At 26.7% G+C, this 4,149-nt stretch carries 7 protein-coding genes and 1 riboswitch; of the genes, 1 reads left to right on the top strand and 6 read right to left on the bottom strand.

Features of this window, described 5'->3' with window-relative positions; genetic code table 11:
- Positions 1-116 precede the first annotated feature (116 nt).
- Positions 117-212, bottom strand: a riboswitch (THF riboswitch).
- A 32-nt stretch (positions 213-244) separates the two neighbouring features.
- The 6 genes from VK071_06710 to nadE all read right to left on the bottom strand — a co-directional run bounded on the left by VK071_06710 (position 245) and on the right by nadE (position 3,740).
- Positions 245-898, bottom strand: coding sequence for a restriction endonuclease (locus tag VK071_06710; GenBank protein ID HLR35009.1), 654 nt, complete (start codon positions 896-898; stop codon positions 245-247).
- A 108-nt stretch (positions 899-1,006) separates the two neighbouring features.
- The gene (locus VK071_06705; GenBank protein HLR35008.1) at positions 1,007-1,201 is read right to left on the bottom strand and encodes a hypothetical protein; all 195 of its coding nucleotides are present in this window, start codon (positions 1,199-1,201) and stop codon (positions 1,007-1,009) included.
- Positions 1,185-1,835 (bottom strand): TIGR01906 family membrane protein, encoded by a 651-nt coding sequence (locus tag VK071_06700; protein HLR35007.1) that lies wholly within the window; start codon positions 1,833-1,835, stop codon positions 1,185-1,187. The genes VK071_06705 and VK071_06700 overlap by 17 nt, the downstream gene beginning before the upstream one ends.
- Before the next feature lie 71 nt (positions 1,836-1,906).
- The gene (locus VK071_06695) at positions 1,907-2,074 is read right to left on the bottom strand and encodes a hypothetical protein (protein HLR35006.1); all 168 of its coding nucleotides are present in this window, start codon (positions 2,072-2,074) and stop codon (positions 1,907-1,909) included.
- A 92-nt stretch (positions 2,075-2,166) separates the two neighbouring features.
- On the bottom strand, positions 2,167-2,910 hold the full coding sequence (locus VK071_06690; GenBank protein ID HLR35005.1) for a YebC/PmpR family DNA-binding transcriptional regulator: 744 nt from the start codon (positions 2,908-2,910) through the stop codon (positions 2,167-2,169).
- A 104-nt stretch (positions 2,911-3,014) separates the two neighbouring features.
- On the bottom strand, positions 3,015-3,740 hold the full coding sequence (gene nadE / locus VK071_06685; GenBank protein ID HLR35004.1) for an NAD(+) synthase: 726 nt from the start codon (positions 3,738-3,740) through the stop codon (positions 3,015-3,017).
- Positions 3,741-3,904: 164 nt separating this feature from the next.
- Between nadE and VK071_06680 the strand changes: the two genes are divergently transcribed.
- On the top strand, positions 3,905-4,149 hold a 245-nt coding region (locus VK071_06680), incomplete at its 3' end, for a sulfite exporter TauE/SafE family protein (GenBank protein ID HLR35003.1).

Genomic DNA, 4,149 nt, shown 5'->3' with positions numbered 1-4,149 from the left:
TAGTCATTACTAGAGTTTTTGTTGTTATCCTTCTACTTGATTTTTCCATAATGGACACACCTCCTCTTCTTTAAGTGACAGATACTGTCACACTAAAGAAAAGAAGCTCTTTAATGAACAGCGGATGCGATAGTAGAAACGCAGTCTAATCGGCTTTCGTTTAAGAGCAACTTCCCATCTCTTAACACTTAACGCTCTCTACCTACTCTGTCTTATTCACTACAAAATATTATACAACATTATTTCACTTATGTAAACTTATTTCCTTTTTATCCCTAAGCCATCTAGTTAAATATCCAAATAACCCTATGGTAGCTAATATAATTAATATTACTGACATAAATCTATAGTATAGTGGATAAGACACAACATAAGACAAAACCCATAAGGCTATAGCTAAAATAAAGTATCTAATAACTTTATTTAATACGAAGAATCCTTTTCTTTCCTTTAATATTTTCTTTCTTTTCTGTTCTCGGCGGCTATGTATTAAATCTTCTATTTCCTTTCCTTGCGGATATAGTTCTAATTCTTTTAAAATCTTAGTTAATTCATCAAAGTTTATTAATATTAAATTTTTTAAACCTTCATTTCCAAGTTCTATTACTTCCTCAGTAAAGTATGTGTTTGTTATTACAATAGCCTTATCTATTTTCCCATCTTCTATTCCTTCAATAAGGTTATTTAATTCCCTTAAACTAATACTATGTTCTAAGCCCTTTTTAATAGATTTTACCCCGTATAAATCACCATCTATTTTTCCAATTAAATCTATATCTTTATTGTTACTTTCGTGAAAACTAGTATTATAATACCTTTCTAATATATCTTTGTTATATTCTAAAAATTCTTTATTACTTAAATTAATTATTTTTGAGGAAATTAATCTATTACTCATTTCTTTGTTTATATCCGCAACTTTTTGACTATATATTTTATTTTTTATTTTATAGCTAATGTAATTATATACTCCAAAAAGTATAATACTCATTATTAAAGATAAAGTCTATGTATTAGTATAATACAGCAAAGATAAATACAAAATTAAACTAATTAATATTTTAGAAAAAATACTATCTAAAAAAACTGCTTTTCTACTTTTCCCATCCTTCATTTTTTTCATATAAAAATTTTTTATTTGTCTCTTTCTCCTAGAATCTTTTATAAATTGTTTATAATCTTTATTAAATAATTTTTCCATTCCTTTCTCTCTCCTTTAGTAAATAACTTATTATTAATATTATTGACATAAATCCTATAAATAATAAGGTTATCTTACTAAATATATCCATAAAGAAGCCTTCGGGAAAAATTTGAATTAAAAAATCTTTTTCTGGATCTAATATCCAATAATCATTATTAAACAAAAGTAAATGAAAATATGTGAATAACTTGTCAAAATCTATGAAATATAATATAAACAACACTAATATGGAACCCAAAGATAAAATTGATGAATAAAAAAAAGAATTATAAAGATATTTTTTATCTTTCATATGTAAAAAAATAATTGCTATAGAACTAATAATAAGGGAAAGCCTTTTTAATATAAACCCTCTTTGAAAAAGAAGTTCCACATCTACTAAATGGATAAGATCCCTTTCACTATATTCTTCTTTTAACCTTAATTCTGAGTCTTTGTATCGTAGATAATTTAATAAATCTTCTGTTATAACCATAAGTTCTTCTGAATCTTTATCTACAACTTCCTCTATATTGTATTGCCTATATTTCTTTTCATAAAATTTTAAATCAAAAGTGCTAATTTCAATTATTTGAAGTAATATAAATATGGGAAAAAAGATAATTATAATAACAAAAAATATTCTGTTCATAAAACACCTCCTATTCTTATTGATATATACCCATATTTAATAATAATAACAAAAAGACCCGATATTCGGGTCTAAGCCATAGCTCTTTCTAATTTATCAATATATTTTATGGGAAACATTCGTAAAAGTTCTTTATATTGTTCTACTGTTAAACCTTGGACAGTAGTGTAAATTTCAATTTGTTCGTCTACACTAGCATTTTTAAATCTTTCTTTTATAGCTTCAAAATCAGGATTCATATCTATTCTACAACTCCTTTTTTGTTTTTCATATTATTATTATGTTTAACAAAAAAGATTTTATTCAAGAATAGATTCTATGTTAAAACATTCTAAAACTCTAAATCCTCTGGTATAGCCCAATTGTGATAGATTTCTTGAACATCATCGTTATCTTCTAATAAATCAATTAATTTAACCATACTTTCCTTTTCCTTATCGCTATCTAGATCTGAAGTATTTTGGGGAATATAGGACATTTCTGCCATTGCAAAATTATATCCCTTTGAACTTAATCCATCTCTTATATTATTAAAATCTTCTATACTAGTTATAATTTCAAAACCATTTTCATCACTATTAATATCTTCTACTCCTAATTCAATAGCTTCCATCATAAGTGTGTCTTCATCTATATCATCTTCTTTTTCTATTCCTAATAAACCTTTCCTTTCAAACATGAAAGATACACAACCAGTTTGTCCTAACTTTCCACCAAATTTGTCAAAGGCATGTCTTACATCAGATGCTGTTCTATTTCTATTGTCCGTTAAGCATGATACTAAAATTGCAATTCCTCCAGGTCCATAACCTTCGTACATTATATCTTCAAAACTATCTCCATCTCCAGAACCTGAAGCTTTTTTAATTGCTCTTTCTATATTGTCATTAGGCATATTTTCAGCCTTTGCCTTTTCAATAGCAGTTTTTAATGCAGGATTAAATTCAGGATCTGAGCCACCTTCTTTAGCGGCAACAGTAATATATCTACTAAGTTTTGTAAAAATTTTACCTCGTTTTATATCCTCTTTACCTTTTTTTCTTTTTATGTTTGACCATTTAGAATGACCTGCCATACAAAAACCTCCTTCAATTATAACATTAATATATTAACATAAATTAATAATTTTTACACTATATTTTTAACAATCCTATTTTATTCTTTAATTTTTTATATACTTTATTTCTTATAATTATAAACTGGTGGAAACTTTCTCTTGTGCTCACTATTCTTATTCATTTTATCAATTCTTTCCTTTACATTTTTGGAAGCATTACCAGTTCTAATATAATTATCTAATACTTTATAACTAAATCCCATTTCTTCTTCATCAGTTTGTTCTTCCCATAAGCCAGCACTTGGTGTCTTATATATAATTTTCTTTGGTACTCCTAAAAAACTTGCCATTTCTTGTACTTCCTCTTTTACAAAAGATGCAATTGGTAAAATATCTGAACCACTATCTGCATGTTTTGTAAAGTATCCTACTTCAAATTCACTTTTATTAGTTCCACCTGCTACTAAATAATTATTTAGCTGAGCAAAATAGTAAAGAGTGGTCATTCTTAATCTAGGCTTTACATTTGCTTTTGCCAATTGATCATAAGTAGAAACCTCTGTTGACTTTAAAAAAACATCATATGTATCAGATAAATCTACTTTTTTTGTTTTTAAATTTAATGTTTTGGCTACTAATAAGGCATCCTTTTCATCTTCAGGATTACTGTAACAAGGCATAATAATACCTAAAGAATTTTCTGGGAAAGCTTTTTTCGCCAAAGCAGCAACTAAGCTAGAGTCAATACCACCACTTAATCCAAAAACTAGACCTTTTCCATTAGCTTCTAATACTTTTTCTTTTAGCCAATCTATTAATTGACTACATACCTTATCTATATCCTTCAATTTCCATCCTCCATCCTACATATATCTTATGTACTTATATTACTTTATACATTCATTCATAGTATGAATAATACTATAAGAATAAATACAATATATTTTGACAAACTATTCTTAATTAAATAAATAATTTTCCCATAATATAATTATAACATAAAGGAGTCAGCATGGATAAAAAGTTGTTAAATTTATTATTAATAGGCTTTATTGCTGGTTTAGCTAATGGATTATTCGGTTCAGGTGGTGGTACCATAATAGTTCCTGCCCTAACCTATATTTTAGATGTAAAAGATCATAAAGCCCATGCTACAGCCATATCTATAATACTTCCCCTTACTATTATTAGTACATTTATATATTTAAAAGGTAAAAGTATTCCTCTTGATATAGGTTATAAAGTAGCATTTGGAGG

The sequence above is a fragment of the Tissierellales bacterium genome, from assembly GCA_035301805.1.
Lineage (GTDB): Bacteria > Bacillota > Clostridia > Tissierellales > DATGTQ01 > DATGTQ01.
This window is presented reverse-complemented; position numbering and strand designations above follow the sequence as displayed.

What these genes read in the sequence shown, in the direction of transcription:
- VK071_06700 (HLR35007.1), bottom strand. Translation starts at nt 1,835, where the DNA reads ATGAACAGAATATTTTTTGTTATTATAATTATCTTTTTTCCCATATTT.
- VK071_06710 (HLR35009.1), bottom strand. Translation starts at nt 898, where the DNA reads ATGAGTAATAGATTAATTTCCTCAAAAATAATTAATTTAAGTAATAAA.
- VK071_06690 (HLR35005.1), bottom strand. Translation starts at nt 2,910, where the DNA reads ATGGCAGGTCATTCTAAATGGTCAAACATAAAAAGAAAAAAAGGTAAA.
- VK071_06705 (HLR35008.1), bottom strand. Translation starts at nt 1,201, where the DNA reads ATGGAAAAATTATTTAATAAAGATTATAAACAATTTATAAAAGATTCT.
- VK071_06695 (HLR35006.1), bottom strand. Translation starts at nt 2,074, where the DNA reads ATGAATCCTGATTTTGAAGCTATAAAAGAAAGATTTAAAAATGCTAGT.